This is a genomic window from Arthrobacter sp. ISL-72, from assembly GCF_018613755.1.
Classification (GTDB): Bacteria; Actinomycetota; Actinomycetes; order Actinomycetales; family Micrococcaceae; genus Arthrobacter.
The window spans coordinates 255159-277779 of record NZ_JAGGPP010000001.1 but is presented as its reverse complement, the minus strand read 5'-3'; the positions used below and the strand labels follow the sequence as shown (position 1 = coordinate 277779).

The following is a 22621-nucleotide window of genomic DNA, read 5'->3' as shown; positions in this document are numbered from 1 at the left end:
ATGGCTTCCACGCGTTATGAACTGGGCATCGACGCCGCCAAGATCGACGCCGTCGACATGCACGTCCACCTTGAGGTGGACAGCTGCGGGCACGGCTCCCTGCCCGAAGCCCTCACGGAAGCCTCGGCCAAGTACTTCAAGGCCGAGGACCGCACCCCGTCCCTGGACCGCATCGCGGAGGTGTACCGGGAACTGAACATGGCCGCCGTCGTGTTCACTGTCGACGCACGCACCCAGCTCAAACACGAGCCCAACAGCATCCCGGAACTGATCGCCGGCGCTGCCCGGAACAACGATGTCCTGATCCCCTTCGGCAGCGTCGACCCCCGCACCGGCGAGGACGCCATCGCCGGCGCGAAGCACCAGGCAGTGGAACTGGGTGCGCGGGGCTTCAAGTTCCACCCCAGCCTGCAGGGCTTCGACCCCTCCAATGAACGCTTCTACCCCCTCTGGGAGACACTCCAGGAGCTCGGCCTGCCCGCCATTTTCCACACCGGGCAGAACGGCATGGGCGCCGGGCTGCCGGGAGGCTACGGCATCAAGCTGGCCTACTCCAACCCGCTGCTGCTCGACGCGGTCGCCGCCGATTTCCCTGGCCTGCAGATCATTATGGCCCACCCTTCGGTGCCCTGGCAGGACGAGGCCAACTCCATAGCCACGCACAAAGCCAATGTGTTCATCGACCTCTCGGGCTGGTCGCCCAAGTACTTTCCGGAGTCCCTCGTGAAGGCTTCCAACTCCGTGCTGCAGGACAAGGTTCTCTTCGGCACCGACTTCCCGCTCATCACACCGCAGAAGTGGCTCGGCGCGTTCGCGGACCTGCCGCTCAAGGACGAGGTGCGGCCGAAAATCCTGAAGCACAACGCAGTCCGACTCCTCGGTTTGGGAGCCTGAAATGAATACGACGACGGCGGAGCCCGCCGTGGTTGACCCGGAAAACACAAGGCTCTACGACGTTGCCGACTGGTACGACGCAGAGTCCCTCCTGACCGACGGCGAACGCCGCGTGCTGGGACGGCTCCGCGACTTCCTGGACCGGGAAGCAAAACCGTTGCTGGCCGACTACTGGGAGCGCGGCGAGTTTCCGGAGCAGCTCGCACAACCCCTGATCGACCTCGACCTTATGGAGCCCGCTGAACTGACGGGCCGGGGTCTGGAACGCGGCCCCGCCCGTGGCCTCTACCAGGGCTTCCGCATCTTCGAGCTCGCCCGTACGGACGCCTCGCTGGCCACCTGGTACACCGCCCAGGCCGGGCTCTTCCGCACTGCCATCCGCGTGGGCGCCTCGCCGGAGCAGCAGGCCGAATGGATGCCGAAGGTCATTGACTTCACGCTCAAGGGCGTCTTCTCACTCACCGAACCGGAGTCCGGTTCAGACATCGCCGGCGGCCTGGCCACCACCGCGTGCCGGCAAGGTGACGGCACATGGGTCCTGGACGGCGCCAAGCGCTGGATCGGCGGCGCCGCCACGGCGGATGTGCTTGCCGTGTTCGCCCGGGACTTGGCGGACGGACAGGTCAAGGCCTTCCTCGTCGACCGGGAAGCGGAGGGCGTTACCCTGCAGAAGATCCACGGCAAGACCGCGCTGCGGATGATGCAGAACGCCCACATCACCCTGGAGGGCGTTCGCGTTTCCGAGGCCATGCGGCTGCACAACGTGAACTCGTTCCGGGACGTCGCCGCGATGCTCCGGGCCATGCGCTCCGACGTCGCCTGGATCGCCACCGGCATCCAGGCCGGAGCGTTCGAAGCCGCCCTGGCCTATGTCACCGAACGGAACCAGTTCGGCCGCCCGCTGGGATCGTTTCAGCTGGTCCAGGAAAAACTGGCCCGGATGCTCGGCAACGTCACGGCCAGCCTGTCTCTGGTGGTCCGGCTGACCGAACAGCAGGCCAAAGGGACCTACCGCGACCAGGACTCTGCCCTGGCCAAAATGCACACGTCCCTGCTGATGCGTGAAACCGTGGCGCTCGCCCGGGAAGTGGTGGGCGGCAACGGCATCACGCTCGCCGCCGGCGCCGCCCGGTTCCACGCCGACGCCGAAGCCGTCTACTCCTATGAAGGCACGCACGAAATCAACGCCCTCATCGTCGGCCGCGCCCTCACCGGCGAAAGCGCCTTCGCACGCTAGCCGCGCGAACCCGACTCAACCACAACTGAACCCCGACGGCGGCGGCACCGCACCGCCGTCGTACTTCAGCAACTCCAAAAACCGCAACCGAAACACCGCCACAGGAGGCAAAGATGCCCAATCTCGTCGTCGACTTCGACAAACTGCTCACGCTCGCCGGAACCGACCTCGGCGTGACCGAATACCGCGAAATCACGCAGGAACAGATCAACAAATTTGCCGACGCCACCGGCGATGACCAGTGGATCCATGTGGACCCCGAACGTGCCAAGGAGGGCCCGTTCGGCACCCCGATCGCGCACGGCTTCCTCACGCTCTCGCTCATCATCCCGTTCTGGGGCGAGCTGTTCGACGTCGACGGCGTGACCACCAAAGTGAACTACGGACTGGACAAGGTCCGCTTCACGTCACCGGTGAAGGTGGGCTCGCGGATCCGGATGCAGGCCACCATCGCCGAAGTCACCGAGGTCAAGGGCGGCGCCCAGATCAAGGTGTCCAACACCATCGAAATCGAAGGCCAGGAGCGGCCCGCCGTCGTGGCCGAATTCCTCGCCCGCTTCTACAAGTAGACCGCCCTTATCCCTCTGTCCTAAGGAACAGCCATGTCAGGACGCACCACGCTCGCACCTGCGGCGACGGCCGCGAAGCGCAAAGAAGCGCGCACGGTCATTATGTCCAGCTATCTGGGCAGCACCATCGAGTTCTACGACTTCCTGCTGTACGCCACGGCCGCTGCCGTGGCCTTCCCGAAGGTCTTCTTTGCCGGGACGGACGAGTGGGTGGGCGTCGTCGCCGCCTACGCCACGTTCGCCGCCGGCTACCTTGCCCGGCCGCTCGGCGGCGTCATTTTCGGCCACTTCGGCGACCGCGTGGGCCGCAAGGGCATGCTCATCGTCTCCATGGCGGTGATGGGCATTGCCTCCACTCTTATCGGCCTGATTCCCGGCGCCGGCATGATCGGCCCCTGGGGCGGCGTCATCCTGGTACTCCTCCGGGTCTGCCAGGGAATCGCCGTCGGCGGTGAGTGGGGCGGCGCCGCGCTCATGGCCCTGGAACACTCTGATCCCAAACGGCGGGGCTTTGCAGCGTCCTTCGTCAACGCCGGCGCCCCCACCGGCGCCGTGCTCGGCACGGTAGTGATGGGCATCTTCTCCGCCTTGCCGCAGGAGGCCTTCCTTGCCTGGGGCTGGCGGGTGCCGTTCCTGCTGTCCTTTGTGCTCCTGATTGTCGGGATGTTCGTCAGGTTGCGGGTCTCCGAGAGCCCCATCTTCGCCGAGGCAGTGGCCAAGGAAAGCAGGGATGGCGCCAAGCGCAAGATTCCGCTGCTTGAAGTGCTGCGCCGCCCCAAGGCCCTGATCATGATCATGTTCGCCGGTGCCGCGGGCTTCGGTTTGCAGGTGGTGCTGCCCACGTTCTCCATTACCTACGCGGTGTCCAAAGGTGCCCCGCAGCAGGGCGTGCTGTACGCCTTCGCCGGTGCTTCGGCCATCTCCATCCTGTTCGTCCTGCTCGGCGGAAGGCTGTCCGACCGCTTTGGCCGCCGGCCCGTGATGGTTGCCGGACTGGCCCTGTTCGTCGCCTACCTGTTCCCGATGTTCGGAATGCTCGGCTCCGGGAACGTCGGCCTGGTCTTCCTGGCGTTTACCGTGGCCCTGGTGCTGCACTCGAGCCTGTACGGACCGCTGGCGGCGTTTGTGTCGGAGCAGTTTGGCACCACCTCCCGTTACACCGGCGCCGCGGTGGGCTACCAGCTGGCCACGCTGATCGGCGCGGGCTTCACACCGGGAATCGTTGCCGGCCTGTACAAGGATTCCGGACAGAGCGTCGTCCCCGTGGTGGTCTTCCTGTCCGTCATGGCAACGGTTTCGATTGTCTTCATCCTGCTGACGCGGGAGTCTAAGAATAACGACCTCACTTCGGTCGATTAGGAGCACAAGCATGGACAACAACGGAGTTGGATCCTGGCTGCACCGCCGCCGCCAGAAGTCCGGACCCAAGACAGCCCTCGTGTCGGCGGACCGAGCCGTCAGCTACGGCCAGCTCGCCGAGCGCACGGACCGGCTGGCCAACGCCCTTGGCTGCAGGGGAGTGGCCAAGGGCGATAGGGTGGCGTACCTCGGCGAGAACGATCCGTCCTTCGTGGAGACCTTCTTCGCCTGCGGGCTGCTGGGTGCCATCTTCGTCCCGCTGAACACGCGGCTTGCGGCTCCCGAGCTGCAGTTCCAGCTGCAGGACTCCGGGGCTCGGCTGCTGGTGAACGCGAGCGCACTTGATGCCGTGGCGGCAGCGTCCGTCGTGGACACCGCGGTGACCCACCGCTTCGTTGTGGCGTCCGACGGCGGTACGGAAAGTTCCGCTGTTGGGCTGCCATCCGGCGTCGAACATTATGAAGGGGTGCTTCAGGCGGCTGCCGCGACTCCGCTGGACGTGGCCGTAGGCCTCGAGGACGGCGCCATGATTCTCTACACCTCCGGCACCACCGGCAGGCCGAAGGGTGCGTTGCTGACGCACGGCAACATCACCTGGAACTGCTTTAACACCGTGGTGGACATGGACCTGAGCCGGAACGACGTGGCGCTGATGATCTCCCCGCTATTCCACGTGGCGTCACTGGATATGGGGCTGCTCCCGATGCTGCTCAAGGGCGCCACGGTGGTCCTCGAAGCCAAGTTCGACGCCGGCAGGGTGCTTGGACTGGTCAGCCAGCACAAGGTCACCACCCTGAATGGCGTTCCCACGACGTTCCAGATGCTCTGCGACCATCCGGACTGGCCGACGGCGGACCTCGGCTCCCTGGACAAGCTCACGTGCGGCGGGTCGGCAATTCCACGACGCGTGCTGGACGCCTACGAGGAGCGCGGCATCGGCTTCACCAGCTGCTACGGCATGACCGAAACCGCGCCCGGCGCCACCATGCTGCCCGTGGCACGATCCCGGGAGAAAGCGGGGTCCGCAGGCTTGCCGCACTTCTTCACCGACGTTCGCATCGCCAATCCCTTGGGCGGACCGGCCGAGGTGGGGCAGGTGGGGGAGATCCAGGTCTCCGGGCCCAACGTCATCAGGGAGTACTGGAACCGTCCCGATGCCACCGCCGATAGCTATGCGGATTGCACCTGGTTCCGCTCCGGCGACCTGGGCTTCCAGGACGAGGAGGGCTTCCTGTTTGTCTCGGACCGCATCAAGGACATGATCATCTCCGGCGGCGAGAACATCTATCCGGCGGAGGTCGAGGCAGCCATCGCCGAACTGGAAGCTGTGGGCAGCGTAGCGGTGATCGGCGTCCCGGACGACAAATGGGGTGAGGTTCCCCGGGCGGTGGTGACCCTTCGCGAGGGAGCGCAGCTGAGCGAAGAGCAGCTGCGTGCTCACCTGGAGGGCCGGCTGGCCCGCTACAAGATCCCCAAGTCAGTGGTGTTCGTGGACGAGATGCCCCGGACAGCCAGCGGGAAGATCCGGAAAACGGACCTGCGGAAGCTCATGCCAGCGAACGGCCAGCTGCAGTAGCGTGCAAGTTCGCCGGCGGCATCCTGAACAGAGGCCGTTTCCGTTGAGGAGGGGTGACCCTAGGCGGCTGTGAAGAACGCCCATTCAGGGAAGGGATCCACCGGTAGTGGCGGGCCGAGGCCCCCGGCGTCGTAAGGGTTTTCCGCGCTCTCCACCCAATCCGTCCAGTCGGACAGGTCGGGCGGTTCGCTGCCTTGGTCTTCGTCCCCGGGGCCGGTCAACTCGGGCCAGTGTGGTGGTTCCCAGTCCTGGTGTTCGCTGCGGTAGGACCGTCCGGCGGGTGAAGTCCAGCCGGGTGGTTCGTTGGCTGTCGCGCCGACGGGGGTCCAGGCTGTGGTGTGTTTCAGTCGGTGGTGCCTGCGGCAGGGCTGGCCGAGGTTGCTGATCCCGGTAGTTCCGCCGTCTGCCCAGGCCAGGAGGTGGTCCGCGTCGTTGTCCAGGGAGGGGTTGTTGCACCCGGGAAAAGGGCAGCGCCCGTCCCGGAGCCGGAGCCATTGCCGCAAGGTCGGCGGGATCCGGTAGGTGCTGCGTCCGATTTCCAAGGGTGCCCCGTTACGCGGGTCGGTCAGGACCCGCCGGAACGAGGCGGCGCCGTCCGCGACGAGGCGGCGGGCCATGGACGGCGGGATCGGCCCGTACCCGTCCAGCATGGCCGGTTCCTCCGTCAGACCGAGCAGCGAAAACACCGGGACGGTGACCAGGACCTGCGCGGCCGGGGACGGGGTTCCCTCCATCACACCGCCCAGCAGCCACTCGGAAGCAACATCCACCCGGAGCTGCGTCAGGGTCCGTGATTCTGCGGGGCCCTGCAAGGCACGTGCGGCGGTGGTGGCCCGGTCCCAGATCCCCGCCGCGGTATCGGCCGGCAGGTACGCCGAAAGCCACGCCATCCCGTCCCGGTCCGGAACATACTCCAGCCGCCGGTCCGCGGCGCCCTTGGTATGACGGGTCTCGATGCTCACCGGGTGGTGCCGCTCCCGCCAGGCCCGTGCCTTGGCCCGGAACCGGCCAGGCACCAGTTCCCCGGCCGGGCAACCCCGGGCCGGGTTCACCGCGTCCGGGTCCAGGAAATGCGCTTCCAACGCGGCGGCGGCGGCCGGTTCCAGGTTCGCTGTTTCATCACACAGGATCCGTGCGTGCTGCCACGAAATGGTCCCGGCCTGCAACGCGGCCAGCGTCAACGGCAGCCCGGCGGTCAGGGTGCGGGCCTCACACAGCAAGGCACCGGCACTGCGTTCACTGACCGTCAGCACACACGCGACCTCCGCGGTCACCGCCATCTCCTGCGCCGTGTGCTCCTGCGGGGACTTTGCCGGTGCCGCCAAAGCCTCCGCCGCGGCGGCGTAGCCCGCGGCCAGGTGCACCTTCAGCGCGGCCAGCCGGGCCTCCGCCCTGCCCGCCTCCGCCAGGCCGTCCAGGAACGCATCCGCCTGATCCCGCAACGGATCCCCGCCGGCCGGATCCCCGCCCGCCGGATCCCCGCCCGCCGGATCAACACCGGTCGGGGCCACCTCACCGGCCGCGCCGCGGACACAAACAGCCAACGCAGCGACGGAGGACTCGATGCCCTCCAACGCCACCACAGCTGCTCTGCTTTCCATACCCACAGCATGACAGGGGGCACCGACATTTTTGCCGGGATCCGGAATGTGGGTTGTGGCCCCGGCACCTACGGATGCCCTGCACGGGGCTTTGGCGGGAAATTGCCCTGCCCGCCGCGGCCCCGGCTAGTGGATCAGCGCGAGCATGATTCCGACGGCCACGAAAAGCACACCGAAGGTCCGGTTGAGGACCTTCTGCCCTTGCGCGTTATGCGTAAACCGCTGGAACGACTTGGCGGCGGCGGCGAAGAAAAACCACATCACCAGAATGTCGATGACCACCACCGTAGCGGTCAGGGCAAGGTACTGGGGCAGCAGCGGTTGCTCCGGCCTGATGAACTGGGGCATAAACGCCAGGAAAAAGACCACGGCCTTGGGGTTCAGCAGGTTGACCCAAAGCCCACGGCGGAACATGGAGGCGGCCGGTTCGTTCCGGAGTTCGGCCGCTTTCTCCTGGTCCAGGTCCGGCTTGTGCAGGAACTGACGGATGCCCAGATAGACCAAGTAGGCGGCGCCCGCGTACCGGATCACGTTGAAGGCCACCGGCGAGCTTGCAACCAGGACACCTACGCCCAGTGCCACGATCAGAACGTGGACCACCAGCGCGGCCTGCTGGCCCAGGATCCCCCAGATGGAGCGGCGGAAACCCGAATTCAGCGAGTTGCTCATCGTGTTGATGGCACCCGCTCCGGGGGTGAAGCTGATCAGGACGCCGGCGCCGGCCAAGGCCAGCCAAAGGGAGGGTTGCACCCATCCATTTTAGGGGCGGAGGCGGTAGCTGAGGACCATGTTCCCCTTGCTGGTCCGCTGCGAATCCTGGAGCTCCAGCCGCGTCACCGGGTCGCCGTCCTCGAACAACCGCCGCCCGCTCCCGGCCACCACCGGGTGGACCATCAGCATCAGGGAGTCGAGCAGGCCGGCGAACAAGAGCTGCCGCGTCAGGGAGATGCTGGCGAAAACAGCAATGTCGCCGCCGTCGCCCTCCTTGAGGCTGGCCACGAACTCCTCCAGCGGAGCGTCCATGAGGCTCGAGTTCTGCCATCCGAGGTCCCCTGAGAGGGTCCTTGAGGCCACGAACTTCGGCAGCTTGTTGATGAACGTTCCAAAATCGGCGTCATCGGCCGCGCTTGGCCAGTAGCTAACCCATTGCTCGTAGCCCACCCTGCCCATGATGCCGGTGTCCACACGGGCCATCATTTGGTTCATCCCGGCGCCGAGTTCGTCGTCGAAACTGTCGAACTGCCAGAGGTTGGGCGACTCAACCACGCCGTCCACCGAATAGAAAAGTCCTGCCATCAATGTTCGCATTGGGTTCTCCTCGATTGGGTTCCCTCAGCATCCTAGGGACAGACGTGCCCCAGGGGAATGGGCCCAAGGCGATCAGTCAGGCGCCGCAGCGCCGGCACATGTGCGGCACATGTGCTGTAGGTGTGAGCTCTCCCAGTGAGTCATGGTGCATGGGAGGTCATCATGGCTCGGGTATTGATCAAAGTAGTAATGGGCGCCGGCAGACATGTGCCCGGTTTCGTCCTGGCCGAAATGCCCGATCATGCGGAACCCCCGCTGCGCTGCCACGCGCGCCAGCTTCGTCGCCTTACGATGAATTGGATCCTCAGGGTAGTAGTCGCGCTCTGACCAAGTTCCGGCATGGGCGATCGCAAAATACTTGGTCCATTCAGGGTCCAGCGGACTCAGAATTGCATCGAAATGGGGTTCCAGTGACCCGCCGAATTTTTCACTGATAACCTCCAGGCAGTCCAGCTGCATATCGACATCCAGGCCAATCACCACGAGCCTGGGGAGGACAATTCCGTCCTGGACGATGAACGGCCTGGCCAAAATCTCGAGGTCGAAACCTGCTTGAATGATCATTCTCCGAGGCTATGGCTGGCATCGTCCGCGACTCACAGGATTTTTGCCCTATGTGGATATCGCGCCGCCCGGTTGGGGGACCTGACGAACCTAGGCCCGGGCGATGACCTCGCCGTTGGGAATCAGGAACCAGCCGTCGTCCGTGGAGCCCCAGCGGTGCCATCCTGCCGAGATCCGGGCCAGGTCCGCTGCGTTGGCGAAGCCGTACTCCAGCGCCTGGTCCGCGAACGCCGAGTGCAGCACGCGCTCGCCCCACACCCTGGCTTGCCACCTGCGCTGCTGGCCCGTGGCATACAGCCAGTTGCTGCTGGTGGGGGCGACGTCGGTAAAGCCAGCGGCCTGGACCCAAGAAACCAAGCGGCGCCCTGCATCGGGCTCGGCGCCGTTGCGGCGCGCGATCCTCTGGTACAGGTCCATCCACTCGTCCAGTTCGCGGATGGCAGGGTACCAGCTCATGCCGTGGAAATCGGCGTCGCGCACGGCCACAATGCCGCCCGGCTTGGCCACCCGGCGCATTTCGCGCAGCGCCTCCACCGGATCCGTCAGGTGCTGCAGCACCTGGTGGGCATGGACGACGTCGAACGTCCCGTCCTCGAAGTCGAGGTCATAGATGTTGCCGGCCACGAACTCGACGTTCTCCACGCCGCGTTCGGTGGCGAGCTCCGTGGCGCGGGCGATCACGTCCGGGGAGCGGTCCAGCCCGGTCACATGTCCGGGCGCGACGAGCCCGGCAAAATCGCAGGTGATGCTGCCTGGCCCGCATCCTACGTCCAGGACCGACGCACCGCGGGTGAGATGCGGAATCACGAACGCGGCTGAATTCTCAGCCGTCCGCGAGGCATGGGCGCGGACCACCGACTCGTGGTGTCCGTGCGTGTACACGTCTTCAGGCTGCTGCGCACTCATAGGGAAACGCTACAACTCCGGCAGTAAAATGCGATGCAGCGGCGGAACGAAAACCGGGAGTTTATTCTCCGGCCGCTTCCCGGGCTGCGCGGATGGTCGCCTCCATCATTGACCCCATGAAACGCGCGGCCACCTCCAGTCCGCTGGCGTGAATTCTGCCATCGCCGCTCCCATCTCGCGTGCCAGCGGGAGGAACATGGCGCCGCCGTCGCGGTAGGCCTTGGGTGTCATGCGGAGCTGGACCTGCCGGCGATCCGATCCCTGCCGTTCCCGCACCACGTGTCCCGAGTTGTGCAACCGGTCGATGAGCGTCGTGGTGGCGGGCGAGCTGAGGTTCAGCTCTTTCCTGAGCATCCCCGGCGTGACGACCTGGTCCTTGGCGGTGTGCCTCATGATCACGGCGAGCGCGTTGAGGGGTCATTGCGGTGCATGTCGTTGCGGCCGCCGGCCGAATCCACATAACGGTTGGCCTCCAGCGTGAACTCCTGCAGGTGCAGGGCGCCGGCCGCCGGTAGCGCAGTCTCAATCCTGTGCCCGCCACCAGGCAACAGTTGCCGCGGCGGCCTCCGGCAGGGGGGTCGGACGCAATCCCAGGCCCGCCTCGCTCTCCCGGGAGTCCATCACGAACGGCCGCTCGAACTGGTAGAGCATCTCGGCCAGCTCCCGGGTGCCGTGCGAGAACACTCCCATGGCCCGGAGGAGCCAGCCTGGTACGGCGCCCATCTTGGGAGCCGGCACGCCCCCGGCCCCGGCGAAGGCTGCCGCAAGTTGGCGCTGCGTGAGGGCAGGACCGGTGGGCGCGAGCCATACCCGGTTCCACAGTGACGGCGTCCCGGCGGCCCGGATCATGGCTGCGGCAAGATCCGGCACGTACGTGAAGGAGTGCGGCTGCCCCGCACTGCCGATCACCAGCAGCCGCTTCCCGGCCAGGAGCGCGGGCACGATCCGTTCGCCGGCATGCGACGTCCGAACGCGAGGACCAAAGAAATCACCCGCCACGACGCTTACGGTGTTGGTGGGGGAGGCCGCCCGTGCCTTCAGCAGCTCGGTGCGGATGCCGCGTTTGCCGCCCGTTGCCTCCCTCGGGCTGTCCTCCGCCATGACGGTGTCCGGACGGCTGTAGGAGTACAGGCTTTCCGGAAAAACGACGACGGCGCCCGCCTTCCCGGCCGCTGCCAGCGCTGCTTGCTCGATACTTGGGAGCTCCCGCCGCCATGCATCCGCTGTGTAAGCCGAGGCATGAATGCAGTGGAACACGGCCGACGCTCCCGCGAACGCCTGGCCGAGCAGCTGCGGGTCGGAGACATCCAACCGCATCCTGTCCACCAGGGGATGCCGGGGGCCGCTGCCTGAGCGGGTAAGCAGCCGGACCTGCTTTCCCTGGTCCGCAAGCTGTTCAGCGATGGTCCAGCCGACCGGGCCTGCTCCGGTGACAACATACAGTTCGCTCATTTGCTTCTCTTTCGTCTGGCCTCAGCCTGGACTTCCATCCCGGAGAGCGGTGCTCTCGAAATAAGAATGCGCGCCCCATCGCCTCGACGTCAAGAGCGCTGCTCTTATTTGTTGCCGGTGCTCTGAAATGTGGAATGCTAATGGCATGCCAGTCCCCGACTCCACCACGCCGGCCCTCCGCACGCCCCGCGAGCGGGCAAGGGCGCAGACCATCGCCGACATCATCAGGCTGGGCCGCGAGCACCTCGCTGCCCATGGCGCCGCCGCGCTCTCGCTTCGGGCTGTGGCCAGGGACCTGGGCGTCGTCTCCTCCGCCGTGTATAGATACGTGGAAAGCCGCGACGAACTGCTGACCCTCCTGCTGATCGACGCCTATGGAGAGCTGGCTGACGAAGTGGATGCCGCCGTCGCCCGCGTGTCCGAAGTCGACTACGCAGGGCGCTTCCAGGCAGTGGGACGCGCCGTCCGGGGCTGGGCCATCCGCGAGCCGGCCCGCTACGCACTGCTCTTCGGGAGTCCCGTGCCCGGATACCGGGCCCCGGCGGAGCGCACCACCGTTCCGGGGACCCGCGTAATTTACAGCCTGATGGCCATCTTCGACGCCGCCTTCCGGGCCGGCGTGGTGCACGCCGCCGCGGCCGCTCCGGCGGATGCTGCGGCGACGGCTGTGGGCGCAATTCCGGGGCCACTGGCGGCGGACCTGGCCCGAATCCGGGAGGAGCTCGGGCTGGCGATCCCGGACCGGCTGCTGGCCCGCGGCGCGCTGGTGTGGACCTCGCTGTTCGGGGCCATCAGCTTTGAGGTCTTTGGCCAGTATGGTGAGGGCACCTTCGCGGCCAGGGCGGAACTTTTCGAGCATCACCTGCGGGTACTGGCCGGAGTCGGCGGGCTCCAGTAGTATGCGGCCCGCACCCGGGCGCAACAATTTGTGAACGCTAACAAAAACTCTTGAATGTCGATTTACAACGATATAAAGTGTGTGTCAGCCCACAGCCGTCAGGCCCGGCCCTAAGGGCCGGCGTCAGCCGGACGGCCGGCAAACTTTTCCAACGGCTACGTCCATAGGAGAGACGGTGAAGCAAGTTGATTTCCGCCCCACGCAGGTGACCCGCAGGCAATTGCTGCTCGGAGGCGGTGTGCTCGCAGGCAGCCTCGCGCTCGGAGCGGGTCTGACCGGCTGCGGCGGTGCGGCCCAGGCAGCGACGGAGGACATCCGTTTCTGGCACCTGCTCTCCGGCGGCGACGGCATCAAGATGATGGCCATGATCGATAAGGCCAACGCGGACCATACGGAGTACCGGGTCAAGCCCACCGTGCTCGCCTGGGGTGCGCCGTACTACACCAAGCTGGCCATGGCCTCTGCGGGCGGGCGGCCGCCCGAGGTGGCCGTGATGCATGCGGCCAGGGTCCCCGGGTATGCGCCCGGCGGACTGCTGGATGCCTGGGACCTGGACCTGCTGGCGGAGTACGGCGTACGTCCGGAGGACTTCGGCCCGAGAATCTGGGAGAAGAGCCAGTTCAACGGCCAGGTGTTTTCCCTGGCGCTGGACTCGCACCCCTTCGTGATGCTCTACAACACCGAGGTGGCGGACAAGGCCAACGTGCTGGGACGCGATGGCCGAATAGTCGAGATCTCCTCGCCGTCCCAGTTCCTCGAAGTGAGCCGGGAACTTCAGCGCGTCACCGGCAAGCACGGGCTTTCCTACGGATACCTGGGCGACGGTGCGCAGATGTGGCGGCTGTTCTATACCCTCTACCGCCAGCACGGGGCGGAGTTCGTCCTGGGCCCCGGCAATCCGGCCCAGGTGGAGCGCGACGTGGCCATCGACTGCCTGGAATTCATCAAATCGCTGCTGGATAACACCATAGCCACCAAAAGCGGCGACGGCGGCACGGCCATCGCGGAGTTCGCCGGCCAGGGTTCGGGGCTGCTTTTCACCGGCGTGTGGGAGTTGCCCACGATGAAGACGGCGGGTGTTCCGCTGGGCGCAAGCACCATCCCCACCCTTTTCGGCACGCCAGCGGCCTTCGCCGACTCCCACTCGTTTGTGCTGCCGCACCAGGCCAAGCTGGACGAATCCAAGCGCCGCGGGGTGTACCAGTTCGTGGCGTCGATGCTCAAGGGCTCGCTGTCCTGGGCCGAGGCGGGCCATATTCCCGCCTACCAGCCGGTGGTGAAATCCAAGGAGTATGCGGCGCTGAAACCGCAGGCGGACTATGTCCATGCCGCAGACATCATCAACTACGATCCCGAGGCCTGGTTCACGGGTTCCGGATCCGACTTCCAGAGCTATTTCGCCGAGAACGTGCAGAACGTGTTCCTCGGGAGGGACAAAGCCACGGACGGCTGGGACGCGTTTATGAAGCGCATCAATGCGGTCCTCGCCATGCCGAACCCGGTCTAAGCACCCAAACCGGTGTAAGCACCGAACCCTGCCCGGCCCCCGCATCCGGCACCCATGCCGCATCCTGCACGGCCGCCGCATCCCGATTGAGCATCGACCCGTTCGTGACAAAGGAGTCCTCATGAGCACCGCCCCTGCAACAGCGCCCGCCCGGGAATCGTCCGGCATCCGGCGCAGCGACCTTCCGGCACCAGTCGTGAAATCGTCCCGGTCCCGCCGCGACAACATCCACGGCTGGGCCTTCTCAGCCCCATTCCTGGTCTTCTTCCTGATGTTCCTGGTCTGGCCGATGATTTCCGGGGCCATCATGAGCCTCACCGGAAAATCCCTCACCGGCGCCAACAGCGGGTTCATCGGCCTGGCCAACTACACCGAGGCGTTCGCCGACTCGGACATGTGGCGGTCGCTGGGGAACACCCTGTACTTCACCCTCATCAGCACGGTTCCTCTGGTGGTGATCGCCCTGGCCCTGGCAGCCCTCGTCAACATGGGCCTTCCCGCGCAGTGGCTGTGGCGGCTCTCCTTCTTCTCCCCGTTCCTGCTCGCCTCCACCGTGGTGTCGCTCTTCTTTGCCTGGATGTACAACCCGGAGCTCGGCCTGTTCAACGACTTCCTGGCAAAACTGGGCATCCCGCCGGTGGCCTGGCTGAACGATCCCTCGGTGGCGATGTGGGCCATCGTGATCGCAACGGTCTGGTGGACCGTGGGCTTCAACTTCCTGCTGTACCTGGCCGCGCTGCAGAACATCCCGCAGCAGCACTACGAAGCAGCCTCGCTGGACGGCGCCGGCGGCTGGCGGCAGTTCTTCTCCATCAGCCTGCCCCAGCTGGGCCCCACCACGGTGATGATCGTCATCCTGCAGATCCTCGCGTCGCTGAAGGTCTTCGACCAGATCTACCAGATGACCGAAGGCGGGCCGGGCGGGGCGACGCGGTCCATCGTGCAGTACATCTTCGAAGCCGGCTTCACGGGCTACCGGCTGGGCTACTCCGCAGCCATTTCCTACATCTTCTTCGGCCTGATCCTGCTCATTGCGCTGGCCCAGGTCTTCATCACCCGGAAAAGGAGCGCCTAGCCATGGCTACCACCACACTTTCCAAGCCTGCGCTCCAGCCCGAAGGTTCCGCCGAATCGCTGCCAAACCGGCGCCCGAAAACGCCGCTGTCCCGCGCCCTGGCCACCGTCGTGGTGTCCGTCCTCGCCGTGGCGTGGCTCGTGCCCTTTGCCTGGGCCACGGTAACCGCTTTGAAGAGTGAAACGGATGCCGCGTCCACCCCCATCAGCTGGATACCGGCGTCGGGATTCACCTTCGATGCCTTCGCCAAAGTGCTGCAAAGCGGCAACATCCCCACCTGGACGCTCAACTCGCTGTTCACCTCCGCAGCGATCACCGCCATCACCCTGGTGATTTCCGCGTCCGTGGCCTACGCCATTTCCAGGATCGATTTCCGCGGGAAGAGGATGCTGATGGGCGTGATCGTGGCGTCCATCATCATTCCGCCGCCGGTCCTGATCATCCCGCTGTTCCAGCAGATGCAGTCGCTGAACCTCATCGACACCTACTGGGCGCTGATCCTGCCGCAGGTGATCCATTCGCCGATGGTGTTCGTGCTCAAGAAGTTCTTCGACCAGATCCCGCGTGAACTCGAGGAAGCGGCCCTGATGGACGGTGCGGGCCGGCTGCGGATCTTCACCACGATCGTGCTCCCGCTGTCCCGGCCCATCCTCGCCGCCGTCGCCATCTTTGTATTCATCGGCGCCTGGAACAACTTCCTCTGGCCGTTCATCGCCACCAACGAAAGCTCGCTGCTCACCCTGCCCGTCGGCCTGCAGACCATCAAGAGCGCCTACGGCATCCAGTACGCCCAGAACATGGCCTCGGCCCTGCTCGCCGCACTGCCCCTGATCGTGGTGTTCCTGTTCTTCCAGCGCCAGATCATCAGGGGCGTGGCCACCACCGGCCTCGCCGGCACCTGAGCCAGCCCACCACCCAAGCCGTCCCAACCCACACACCAGGACTGGAGCAACATGTCCCGCGCACGAATCACCATTGACCGCGACTTCACCGTAGCCGAGGTTCCCCGCCGGATCTTCGGATCCTTTGTGGAGCACATGGGCCGCTGCGTCTACACCGGCATCTACGAACCGGGCCACCCCCGGGCCGACGAACGCGGCTTCCGCCGTGACGTCATGGATCTCGTCAAGGAGCTCGGAGCAACCGTGGTCCGCTATCCCGGCGGAAACTTCGTCTCCGGATACAACTGGGAGGACGGCGTCGGGCCGGTGGCCGAACGCCCGCGCCGGCTGGACGGCGCCTGGCACACGCTCGAAACCAACGCCTTCGGCCTGCATGAATTCGTGGACTGGTCTCGCGAAGCCGGGGTGGAGGTCATGGAAGCCGTCAACCTGGGCACCCGCGGCGTGGACGCAGCACGCGAGCTGGTGGAATACGCCAACATTCAGTCCGGAACCCGGCTGTCCGACCTGCGCCGCAAGAACGGCCACGAGGATCCGTTCAACATCAAGCTGTGGTGCCTCGGCAACGAGATGGACGGCCCCTGGCAGATCGGCCACAAGACAGCCGAGGAATACGGCCGGCTGGCACAGGAAGCCGCCAAGGCCATGCGCTTCGTGGACCCGGACATTGAACTGGTGGCCTGCGGCAGCTCCAACTCCGGCATGCCTACCTTCGGCGCCTGGGAACAGACCGTCCTCACCCACACCTACGACCAGGTGGACTACGTCTCGCTGCACGCCTACTACCAGGAGCACGACGGCGACGCCGGCAGCTTCCTGGCCAGTGCCGTGGACATGGACTACTTCATCGAATCCGTGGTCGCCACCGCGGACGCCGTCCGCGCCAAGGGCAAGCACAAGAAGCACATCAATCTTTCCTTCGACGAATGGAACGTCTGGTACACCCGCCCCGGTGACGCCGACAGTCCTGCGGAGGTCGGCAGGCACGGCTGGCGCGAGCACCCCCGCGTCATCGAGGACAAATACAACGTGACGGACGCCGTCGTCGTCGGCACCTTCCTCAACTCCCTCCTCCGCCACGGTGACCGGGTCAAGATCGCCAACCAGGCGCAGCTGGTCAACGTGATCGCCCCCATCCTCAGCGAGGAAAACGGGCCGGCATGGAAGCAGACGATCTTCCACCCGTTCGCCCGCATGGCTGAATTGGCGCACGGCCGGATCCTCCGGCTGGCAGTCGATTCGGACAAATACAGCAATGCGAAATTTGGCGACGCCGACCTGGTGGACGTCAGCGCCACCTGGAACGAGGAAACCGGGCGCATCGCACTCTTCCTCGCAAACCGCGGGCTGGACGAAGCGGCGGACGTGGAAGTGGTGCTTCGCGGCTTCGACGCCCGCCAGGTGGTCCGGGCGGAAGTCCTGCGCATCCCCGACGGCGCAGACCGGTTCGTCACCAACACCCAGGGCACCCCGGACGCCGTCGGCCTTGCCCCGCTGGAAGGCGTCAAAGCCGCCGGCGGCGAAGTCCGGGCCAACCTTCCCGCGCTGTCCTGGGCGGCCATCGAACTGGAGGTCGTGCGCAACTGACGTAAGGAACTGAAACGCTGACGGACGACGGCGGGCGGCACGTTTTCGTGTCCGCCCGCCTCGCGTTCCATGGCTGCCGTCCCGCCGCAATCAGTGCCACGCGCCCCTTTTGAAGCGCGTGGCGGATGGATAGACTTCCCGTGCACCCGTCCGGGCGCCAGATGCTTCCAGGAGGGATCCGTCAGTGTCAGAGAACAGTGAATTTGAAGCCGGAAAGCCGCGTACCGGGGAACCCGCCCCGACAACCAAGGGGGAAAGCGGCCAGTATGTCGACGGCGACTACGGCAACGCGGGAATTGCCCACGAGGAGTCAGCGGCCGCCGCAGACGGCGAGTATCCCGAAGGTGACTACGGAGCAGCCGGAGAGGTCGGGGAGCGGGCCGCCGCAGTCGAAGGAGAATACGGGGCCGGTGACTACGGCAGGGCCGGAAAGGCGGGGGAAAACCTGGTGACTGCCGGCGAATCAGAGTATTCGGACGGCGACTATGGCGCTGCCGGAACTGCCGGAACCGCCGGCACTGCCGGAACTGCCGGAGCAGCGGGCCTTGCCTCGGAGCCTGATATTGCTGCGGCGGCCGAGGAACACAGGCTCGAAGAGGATGAAGTGCCGGTGGAGGAAGACACCCTGGACGACGACGTGCCCGGCTCGCTCCCTGAAGACCAGCCGGGGGACCTCCCCTGAGCTTCGCCCGCCTCCTAACCTGCCCACTCTAAGCGCGAACGGACACTTGGGCACCCTCTGCAAGGGGGCCCAAGTGTCCGTTCGCGCTGTCGTTGGGGCCCAAGTGTCCGTTCGCACTTGCCGCCAGATTTTCAAAGTTGAGCGTAGGGGACTCAACTTGGATTGACTTAAGTCCAGCCTTGAGTAAAGTTGAGTCTAGATCGCTCAATGAGTGGGCGTCCCTGAATTTCGACCCAGCCTGAATCGTCCGCCCCGGCGACCGGGCGCCGGATCGTTTCCAAGGAAAGAAGGAAGCAACACATGTCACGTGCAGTAGGTATCGACCTCGGAACCACCAACTCCGTCGTCTCCGTTCTCGAAGGTGGCGAGCCCACCGTTATTGCCAACGCCGAGGGTGGCCGCACCACGCCGTCCGTCGTTGCGTTCTCCAAGGCCGGTGAGGTCCTGGTCGGCGAGATCGCCAAGCGCCAGGCCGTCAACAACATCGAACGCACCATCGCCTCCGTCAAGCGCCACATGGGCACCGACTGGAAGGTCGACATTGACGGCAAGAAGTACACCGCGCAGGAAATCTCCGCCCGTGTGCTGATGAAGCTAAAGAACGACGCCGAGTCCTACCTCGGCGAAAAGGTCACCGACGCCGTCATCACCGTTCCGGCCTACTTCAACGACGCTGAGCGCCAGGCCACCAAGGAAGCCGGCGAAATCGCGGGCATGAACGTCCTGCGCATCGTCAACGAGCCCACCGCCGCTGCACTCGCCTACGGCCTGGACAAGGGCAAGGAAGACGAGCTTATCCTGGTCTTCGACCTCGGCGGCGGAACCTTCGACGTCTCCCTGCTGGAAGTCGGCAAGGACGAAGACGACTTCTCCACCATCCAGGTGCGCGCCACCGCCGGCGACAACCGCCTCGGCGGCGACGACTGGGACAACCGCGTCGTTGAGTACCTGCTCAACCAGCTCAAGGTCAAGGGCATTGACCTCTCCAAGGACAAGATCGCCCTCCAGCGCCTCCGCGAAGCCGCAGAGCAGGCCAAGAAGGAACTCTCCTCCTCCTCCAGCACCAACGTTTCGCTCCAGTACCTCTCCGTCACCCCCGACGGCCCGGTCCACCTGGACGAGCAGCTGACCCGCGCCAAGTTCCAGGACCTCACCAAGGACCTCCTCGAGCGCACCAAGAAGCCGTTCCACGACGTCATCAAGGAAGCCGGCATCAAGCTCTCCGAGATTGACCACATCGTCCTAGTGGGCGGTTCCACCCGTATGCCCGCCGTGTACGAGCTGGTCAAGGAACTGGCCGGCGGCAAGGAGCCCAACAAGGGCGTCAACCCGGATGAGGTCGTGGCTGTCGGCGCCGCATTGCAGGCAGGTGTCCTGAAGGGCGAGCGCAAGGACGTGCTGCTGATCGACGTCACCCCGCTGTCCCTGGGCATCGAAACCAAGGGCGGTGTCATGACGCACCTGATCGAGCGCAACACGGCCATCCCCACCAAGCGGTCCGAGACCTTCACCACGGCCGACGACAACCAGCCGTCCGTGGCCATCCAGGTTTTCCAGGGCGAACGCGAGTTCACCCGCGACAACAAGCCGCTGGGCACCTTCGAACTGACCGGCATCGCTCCGGCTCCCCGCGGCGTCCCGCAGGTCGAGGTCACCTTCGACATCGACGCCAACGGCATTGTGCACGTCTCTGCGAAGGACAAGGGCACCGGCAAGGAACAGTCCATGACCATCACCGGCGGCACCGCGCTCTCCAAGGAAGACATCGACCGCATGGTCAAGGACGCCGAGGAGCACGCAGCGGAGGACAAGGCCCGCCGCGAGGCTACCGACACCCGCAACACGGCCGAGCAGCTCGCCTACTCCGTGGACAAGCTGATCGCCGACAACGCCGACAAGCTGCCTGAAGAGGTCAAGACCGAGGTCCAGGCCGACGTCGACGCCCTCAAGAAGGCGCTCGAAGGCACCGACGACGCCGCCGTGAAGACCGCGTTCGAGAAGCTGCAGGCTTCCCAGACCAAGCTCGGCGAGGCCATCTACGCACAGGCCGGTTCGCCGGACGGTGCCACCGGTGCCGCAGGTGCTGAAGGTGCCGCTGCCGGAGAAAAGAGTGCTGACGAAGACATCGTCGACGCCGAGATCGTTGACGAAGAAGAGAAGAAGTAGCCATGCCGCACCACGGTAACGAGGAAGAGCACAGCTTCTCCAAAGACCAGCAGCAAGGCCGTGACAACGGGGACGGCGGGCAGCAGAAGCCGGTCATCCGGGATAACCGCAAGGTTGACCCGGAGACCGGAGCGGCCCGCCACCCCGAGCAGGCAGCCGGCGCGGACAACACCGCCGAAACCGACGGCGACGCCCTCTCCCAGGCCGAGGAAATCCTCAACCAGGTGGAGGTTCCGGCGGAGGAATCCGTCGCCCAGGGAACCGAAGCGTCCGTGGCAGCCGAGCTGAAGAACGACCTGCTCCGGCTCCAGGCCGAGTACGTCAACTACCGCAAGCGCGTTGAGCGCGACCGCGCCGTGGCAGGGGAGATGGCCGTCATCGGCGTCCTGAACTCGCTGCTTCCGGTCCTGGACGACGTCGACGCCGCCCGCCAGCACGGCGACCTCGCGGACGGCCCGTTCGCCGCGATCGCCGCCAAGCTGGAAAACGCGCTGAAGACCTACGGACTGGTGCGCATCGATGAGACCGGAGTGGAGTTCGACCCCACGATCCACGAGGCCCTCATCCAGCAGCCCGGCGAGGACATCGACACCGACACGGTCAGCCAGGTGCTCCGCTCAGGCTACAAGTCAGGCGAGCGCGTCCTCCGGGCAGCACAGGTTATCGTCGCAGTCCCGGCGTAGGCTTCTTCCGCCTTCGCGGATGAGGGGGCCCCGCCCCTACGCCGGGTGGCCAGGGATCTGCGATCCTTGGCCACCCGGCTCCGGCAGGCCCGATGCCACTCCCGGGCCCCTCATCCGCTACGGCTCAGAGGTAGTCTCGCCTTAACGCTTTTGTACTTTTGAAAGGAAACGCCATTGGCTAGCCAGGATTGGGTGGACAAGGACTTCTACAAGATCCTTGGAGTTGCCAAGGACGCTTCCGACGCCGATATCAAGAAGGCTTACCGGAAGCTTGCGCGGCAGCACCACCCGGACACCAATTCGGGGAACACCGCTTCGGAGAAGAAGTTTAAGGACATCTCCGAGGCGTACTCCGTGCTGTCCGATCCGGATGAGCGGCAGCAGTACGATGCCATCCGCGCCATGGGCGGCGGCGCCCGGTTTGCACCTCACGGTGCCGGCGGTGCCGGTGCCAACGGAGGGTTCGAGGACCTGTTCGGCGGGCTGTTCACCGGCGGCGGCGGACGCCACTCCGGTGGCTACAGCACAGCCGGCGGCATTCCGCCGGAGTTCGCCGACCTGTTCGGCGGAGGGTTCGGCGGCGCCGGCGGTCCGGCCGGCTACCAGCGCGCACCGCAGAAGGGCGCCGACCGTACGGCCACCACCACCATCTCCTTCGCCGGCTCCATCCGCGGGACCACCATCGGCCTGCGCGAGCCGGACGGCGACGTTATCGACGTCCGGATCCCGGCCGGCATCAAGGACGGCCAGAAGGTCCGGGTCCGGGGCAAGGGCCAGTACGGCCCGGCCGGCAACGGTGACCTGATGGTCACCGTCAACGTCAAACCCCACGATTTCTACACGCGCGACGGCGACAACCTCCGCATCCACGTTCCCGTCACCTTCCCGGAGGCGGCACTGGGCGCCGACATCGAGGTGCCGACGATTGATGGCGACAAGGTCAAGGTCCGAGTTCCCGCGGGGACGCCGTCCGGACGCACGCTGCGCGTCAAAGGCCGCGGCGTGAAGCACTCCAAGGCGACCGGCGACCTGCTGGTGACCATCGACGTCGTGGTTCCGCAGAAGCTGACCAAGGAAGCGCAGGACGCCGTGGCGGCCTTCGCCGCGGCCACCAATGGTGAGGACGTCCGGTCCGGACTGGCAGCCAAGGCACGCCTCTAGGGGCCGCAGGTACAGGACAGGGGTTAGGGAGAGGGCCGGCATGGACATTGACTTCGATCAGCCGATCTTCGTCATCTCGGTGGCGGCAGAACTGGCGGACATGCACCCGCAGACCTTGCGGCAGTATGACCGGCTGGGCATCGTCTCGCCGAGCCGCGCGCCCGGAAAGTCCCGCCGGTACTCGCAGCGTGACGTCAACGTGCTCCGGGAGGTGCAGCGGCTTTCCCACGAAGGTGTGTCGCTGGAAGGCATCAAGCGGATCCTGCAGCTGGAGAACCAGGTCGCCGCGCTTCAGCGCCGGGTGACCGAACTGACGGAGGAACTGGGCCGCCGCCGCTCGCCGCTGGATTCACGCATTTTCGCAGCAGGAACAGCCGGGGACGTGGTGAGCCTGGCCCGCGGCCAGCGGCCCCGCGCCCGGTCCCAGGCGCTTGTGGTGTGGCGCCCGCGCCCGTCGGACTGACTGAACCTGCCGGCCGGGACGGGCGGCGCGC

At 65.8% G+C, this 22621-nt stretch carries 21 protein-coding genes and 1 pseudogene; 15 read left to right on the top strand and 7 right to left on the bottom strand.

Going from position 1 to position 22621, the window contains the following annotated elements; all coding sequences use genetic code 11:
* From J7I92_RS01335 to J7I92_RS01315, 5 genes are all read left to right on the top strand, one after another.
* On the top strand, positions 1 to 894 hold the full coding sequence (locus J7I92_RS01335; RefSeq protein ID WP_214836262.1) for an amidohydrolase family protein: 894 nt from the start codon (positions 1 to 3) through the stop codon (positions 892 to 894).
* 1 nt (position 895) lies between these two features.
* Complete coding sequence (locus tag J7I92_RS01330) at positions 896 to 2131, top strand: acyl-CoA dehydrogenase family protein (RefSeq protein ID WP_214836259.1); 1236 nt, start codon at positions 896 to 898, stop codon at positions 2129 to 2131.
* Positions 2132 to 2244: 113 nt separating this feature from the next.
* Positions 2245 to 2700, top strand: a complete 456-nt coding sequence (locus J7I92_RS01325; RefSeq protein ID WP_214836256.1) for a MaoC family dehydratase — start codon at positions 2245 to 2247, stop codon at positions 2698 to 2700.
* Between the two features lie 33 nt (positions 2701 to 2733).
* Entirely contained in the window at positions 2734 to 4059 is a 1326-nt protein-coding gene (locus J7I92_RS01320; protein ID WP_214836253.1) for an MFS transporter, read from the top strand.
* A gap of 10 nt (positions 4060 to 4069) precedes the next feature.
* A complete protein-coding gene (locus tag J7I92_RS01315) occupies positions 4070 to 5635 on the top strand; it encodes a long-chain fatty acid--CoA ligase (RefSeq protein ID WP_214836250.1) in 1566 nt (521 codons plus the stop codon).
* A gap of 59 nt (positions 5636 to 5694) precedes the next feature.
* Here the strand turns inward: J7I92_RS01315 and J7I92_RS01310 are convergent, their stop codons facing one another.
* The 7 genes and pseudogenes from J7I92_RS01310 to J7I92_RS01280 all read right to left on the bottom strand — a co-directional run bounded on the left by J7I92_RS01310 (position 5695) and on the right by J7I92_RS01280 (position 11466).
* Positions 5695 to 7236: an HNH endonuclease signature motif containing protein gene (locus J7I92_RS01310; protein WP_214836247.1), complete on the bottom strand. Its 1542-nt coding sequence runs from the start codon at positions 7234 to 7236 to the stop codon at positions 5695 to 5697.
* Between the two features lie 126 nt (positions 7237 to 7362).
* The gene (locus tag J7I92_RS01305) at positions 7363 to 7986 is read right to left on the bottom strand and encodes a LysE family transporter (protein ID WP_214836245.1); all 624 of its coding nucleotides are present in this window, start codon (positions 7984 to 7986) and stop codon (positions 7363 to 7365) included.
* A 9-nt stretch (positions 7987 to 7995) separates the two neighbouring features.
* Positions 7996 to 8544 carry a dihydrofolate reductase family protein gene (locus tag J7I92_RS01300; RefSeq protein ID WP_214836242.1) on the bottom strand — a complete coding sequence of 183 codons (549 nt, stop codon included), beginning with the start codon at positions 8542 to 8544 and terminating at the stop codon, positions 7996 to 7998.
* Positions 8545 to 8616: 72 nt separating this feature from the next.
* Positions 8617 to 9108: a hypothetical protein gene (locus J7I92_RS01295; RefSeq protein WP_214836239.1), complete on the bottom strand. Its 492-nt coding sequence runs from the start codon at positions 9106 to 9108 to the stop codon at positions 8617 to 8619.
* Positions 9109 to 9198: 90 nt separating this feature from the next.
* Positions 9199 to 10014 (bottom strand): methyltransferase domain-containing protein, encoded by an 816-nt coding sequence (locus tag J7I92_RS01290; protein WP_214836237.1) that lies wholly within the window; start codon positions 10012 to 10014, stop codon positions 9199 to 9201.
* 61 nt (positions 10015 to 10075) lie between these two features.
* Positions 10076 to 10562, bottom strand: a pseudogene (locus J7I92_RS01285) (MarR family winged helix-turn-helix transcriptional regulator).
* Positions 10537 to 11466 (bottom strand): NAD-dependent epimerase/dehydratase family protein, encoded by a 930-nt coding sequence (locus J7I92_RS01280; protein WP_214836234.1) that lies wholly within the window; start codon positions 11464 to 11466, stop codon positions 10537 to 10539. The pseudogene J7I92_RS01285 and the gene J7I92_RS01280 overlap by 26 nt, the downstream one beginning before the upstream one ends.
* Before the next feature lie 145 nt (positions 11467 to 11611).
* Between J7I92_RS01280 and J7I92_RS01275 the strand changes: the two genes are divergently transcribed.
* From J7I92_RS01275 to J7I92_RS01230, 10 genes are all read left to right on the top strand, one after another.
* Positions 11612 to 12364, top strand: coding sequence for a TetR/AcrR family transcriptional regulator (locus tag J7I92_RS01275; protein ID WP_214836231.1), 753 nt, complete (start codon positions 11612 to 11614; stop codon positions 12362 to 12364).
* Between the two features lie 175 nt (positions 12365 to 12539).
* Entirely contained in the window at positions 12540 to 13871 is a 1332-nt protein-coding gene (locus tag J7I92_RS01270; protein ID WP_311380008.1) for an extracellular solute-binding protein, read from the top strand.
* 121 nt (positions 13872 to 13992) lie between these two features.
* Positions 13993 to 14946 (top strand): carbohydrate ABC transporter permease, encoded by a 954-nt coding sequence (locus tag J7I92_RS01265; RefSeq protein ID WP_214836228.1) that lies wholly within the window; start codon positions 13993 to 13995, stop codon positions 14944 to 14946.
* Positions 14947 to 14948: 2 nt separating this feature from the next.
* Positions 14949 to 15848, top strand: coding sequence for a carbohydrate ABC transporter permease (locus J7I92_RS01260; RefSeq protein WP_214836225.1), 900 nt, complete (start codon positions 14949 to 14951; stop codon positions 15846 to 15848).
* A 51-nt stretch (positions 15849 to 15899) separates the two neighbouring features.
* Positions 15900 to 17435, top strand: a complete 1536-nt coding sequence (locus tag J7I92_RS01255) for an alpha-N-arabinofuranosidase (protein ID WP_214836223.1) — start codon at positions 15900 to 15902, stop codon at positions 17433 to 17435.
* A gap of 184 nt (positions 17436 to 17619) precedes the next feature.
* The gene (locus J7I92_RS01250; protein ID WP_214836220.1) at positions 17620 to 18117 is read left to right on the top strand and encodes a hypothetical protein; all 498 of its coding nucleotides are present in this window, start codon (positions 17620 to 17622) and stop codon (positions 18115 to 18117) included.
* 300 nt (positions 18118 to 18417) lie between these two features.
* A complete protein-coding gene (dnaK, locus tag J7I92_RS01245; RefSeq protein WP_214836217.1) occupies positions 18418 to 20283 on the top strand; it encodes a molecular chaperone DnaK in 1866 nt (621 codons plus the stop codon).
* Positions 20284 to 20285: 2 nt separating this feature from the next.
* Positions 20286 to 20966: a nucleotide exchange factor GrpE gene (locus J7I92_RS01240; RefSeq protein WP_214836214.1), complete on the top strand. Its 681-nt coding sequence runs from the start codon at positions 20286 to 20288 to the stop codon at positions 20964 to 20966.
* 174 nt (positions 20967 to 21140) lie between these two features.
* Positions 21141 to 22127 carry a DnaJ C-terminal domain-containing protein gene (locus tag J7I92_RS01235; protein ID WP_214836211.1) on the top strand — a complete coding sequence of 329 codons (987 nt, stop codon included), beginning with the start codon at positions 21141 to 21143 and terminating at the stop codon, positions 22125 to 22127.
* A 40-nt stretch (positions 22128 to 22167) separates the two neighbouring features.
* Positions 22168 to 22590 carry a heat shock protein transcriptional repressor HspR gene (locus J7I92_RS01230; RefSeq protein ID WP_214836207.1) on the top strand — a complete coding sequence of 141 codons (423 nt, stop codon included), beginning with the start codon at positions 22168 to 22170 and terminating at the stop codon, positions 22588 to 22590.
* Positions 22591 to 22621: the final 31 nt, after the last annotated feature.

Bases quoted from the DNA above. Each gene is read 5' to 3' on its own strand.
- J7I92_RS01335 (WP_214836262.1), top strand. From the start codon at position 1: ATGGCTTCCACGCGTTATGAACTGGGCATCGACGCCGCCAAGATCGAC.
- J7I92_RS01330 (WP_214836259.1), top strand. From the start codon at position 896: ATGAATACGACGACGGCGGAGCCCGCCGTGGTTGACCCGGAAAACACA.
- J7I92_RS01325 (WP_214836256.1), top strand. From the start codon at position 2,245: ATGCCCAATCTCGTCGTCGACTTCGACAAACTGCTCACGCTCGCCGGA.
- J7I92_RS01320 (WP_214836253.1), top strand. From the start codon at position 2,734: ATGTCAGGACGCACCACGCTCGCACCTGCGGCGACGGCCGCGAAGCGC.
- J7I92_RS01315 (WP_214836250.1), top strand. From the start codon at position 4,070: ATGGACAACAACGGAGTTGGATCCTGGCTGCACCGCCGCCGCCAGAAG.
- J7I92_RS01310 (WP_214836247.1), bottom strand. From the start codon at position 7,236: ATGGAAAGCAGAGCAGCTGTGGTGGCGTTGGAGGGCATCGAGTCCTCC.
- J7I92_RS01300 (WP_214836242.1), bottom strand. From the start codon at position 8,544: ATGCGAACATTGATGGCAGGACTTTTCTATTCGGTGGACGGCGTGGTT.
- J7I92_RS01295 (WP_214836239.1), bottom strand. From the start codon at position 9,108: ATGATCATTCAAGCAGGTTTCGACCTCGAGATTTTGGCCAGGCCGTTC.
- J7I92_RS01290 (WP_214836237.1), bottom strand. From the start codon at position 10,014: ATGAGTGCGCAGCAGCCTGAAGACGTGTACACGCACGGACACCACGAG.
- J7I92_RS01280 (WP_214836234.1), bottom strand. From the start codon at position 11,466: ATGAGCGAACTGTATGTTGTCACCGGAGCAGGCCCGGTCGGCTGGACC.
- J7I92_RS01275 (WP_214836231.1), top strand. From the start codon at position 11,612: ATGCCAGTCCCCGACTCCACCACGCCGGCCCTCCGCACGCCCCGCGAG.
- J7I92_RS01265 (WP_214836228.1), top strand. From the start codon at position 13,993: ATGAGCACCGCCCCTGCAACAGCGCCCGCCCGGGAATCGTCCGGCATC.
- J7I92_RS01260 (WP_214836225.1), top strand. From the start codon at position 14,949: ATGGCTACCACCACACTTTCCAAGCCTGCGCTCCAGCCCGAAGGTTCC.
- J7I92_RS01255 (WP_214836223.1), top strand. From the start codon at position 15,900: ATGTCCCGCGCACGAATCACCATTGACCGCGACTTCACCGTAGCCGAG.
- dnaK (WP_214836217.1), top strand. From the start codon at position 18,418: ATGTCACGTGCAGTAGGTATCGACCTCGGAACCACCAACTCCGTCGTC.
- J7I92_RS01240 (WP_214836214.1), top strand. From the start codon at position 20,286: ATGCCGCACCACGGTAACGAGGAAGAGCACAGCTTCTCCAAAGACCAG.
- J7I92_RS01230 (WP_214836207.1), top strand. From the start codon at position 22,168: ATGGACATTGACTTCGATCAGCCGATCTTCGTCATCTCGGTGGCGGCA.